The 1,563-nt window shown below is 53.0% G+C and carries 1 protein-coding gene and 1 pseudogene; both read right to left on the bottom strand.

Annotation, left to right across the window (positions count from 1 at the left end; translation table 11 throughout):
• A pseudogene (locus D6694_10340) lies at positions 1–96 on the bottom strand (alkaline phytoceramidase).
• Between the two features lie 79 nt (positions 97–175).
• A complete protein-coding gene (locus D6694_10345) occupies positions 176–1,489 on the bottom strand; it encodes a short-chain fatty acid transporter (protein ID RMH40126.1) in 1,314 nt (437 codons plus the stop codon).
• Positions 1,490–1,563 lie beyond the last annotated feature (74 nt).

Genomic DNA, 1,563 nt, shown 5'->3' on the forward strand with positions numbered 1-1,563 from the left:
AAATGCAAGGTTGCTTATCACGTCAGCAAAATTGGGAATCCCGAGCCAAGTTCGCTGATCGGCGAAATGCAAATACACTTCGGGTTGCGGGATAGGGCCGTGTCGCCATAGGGCAAACCCTATCACCCCATAAAGCCCGATCAACACTGCGACTTTGCGTGACATGCGATTTGTCTTAATAAAAGAAGCTCAAACCGACCATAATGACGAGCCCCGACCACAATAAAACCACTGTGCAATAGCCCATGATATGGCGAACACTCAGTCCCGAGACGGCCAGTAGCGGCAACGCCCAGAACGGTTGAATCATATTGGTCCAAGCATCACCAAAGGCGACGGCCATGGCAGCCTGATTCAGCGGCACACCAAGCGCTTGAGCCGCAGGAATGACAATCGGCGCCTGCACTGCCCACTGGCCTCCACCGGACGGCACAAAGACATTGACCAGTCCAGCGCTTAAGAATGTCAAAACAGGGAAAGTCTCAGGGCTGGCAATATCCACAAACCATTGCGACACGCTGCTGGCCAGACCGGACTGTATCATCATGCCCATCAGGCCTGCGTACAACGGAAATTGCAGCACAATACCGCTGGTGATGCCGACCGCCTGCTGAAACGCACGGAGATAATTGGCCGGTTTTCCATGTAACGCCAAGCCCAACACCAGAAAAATCAAAATAATGACATTCAGCGACAATCCGCCACCACGTTCGAAATGATGAACCAGCCAGGCCATGGCCATGATGACCATTGGCCACAAAATCCATCGACTGTGTTCTATTTTTTCAGCTGGTGTCTTCGGATGTGTCTCAACAGGCGAGCTATCCTCACCATGTACGTGATTGACCCAGCGGGATCGGTGTGGTGTCATCCACCAATTCAGTATCGGCAAAGAAATCGCCAGGATAACCACCGTCCAAATCACCGGGCCGCTCAAGATGGTTTCACTCACAGGAATGGGGGACGGCAATAGTTTCCCGAGCACATCGTTGCCGGGCGAAGCCACCTTTAGCGGAATTGAGCCGGAAAGCCCCGCATGCCAAACAAGAAAGCCCGAATAAGCAGAAGCCACCAACAAGGGATAATGCATCTCGCGGTGCTGACGCGCTATTTCTCTGGCAATCAAGGCACTGGCCACCAAACCAAATCCCCAATTGAACCAACTGGCCACTAGGGCCACGACGGTCGTCACCACCACGGCGCGCGGCATGGTGGCTGTCTGCGCAGCCAAGCGTCGAAGCATTCGTTGCACCACCGGCGCCATCGCCAACACATACCCGGTCACTAATATCAGGGCCATCTGCATGGAGAAGGCCAACAGATTCCACAGACCATCGCCCCAATAAACCGCCATTTGCATGGGCGTCTTCTCTTGGCCGAACACGCCCGCTACAAACACCACTAAGGTCAAAATGACGGCAAAAACAAAGGCATCAGGCAAATAGCGCTCCATTAAGCGTGTGAAAAAATCAGCCATTCGGCGTATCATGCCCCCTCCTTACCTCACTGTTTCTTATTGTTTCGTTCAATTTCCAACCAACGCCATAAATACCAAGCTGCCAA

It is taken from the genome of Gammaproteobacteria bacterium, from assembly GCA_003696665.1.
Taxonomy (GTDB): domain Bacteria; phylum Pseudomonadota; class Gammaproteobacteria; order Enterobacterales.

Excerpts from the sequence above, each read along its gene's own strand:
- D6694_10345 (RMH40126.1), bottom strand. The coding sequence starts at position 1,489 with ATGATACGCCGAATGGCTGATTTTTTCACACGCTTAATGGAGCGCTAT.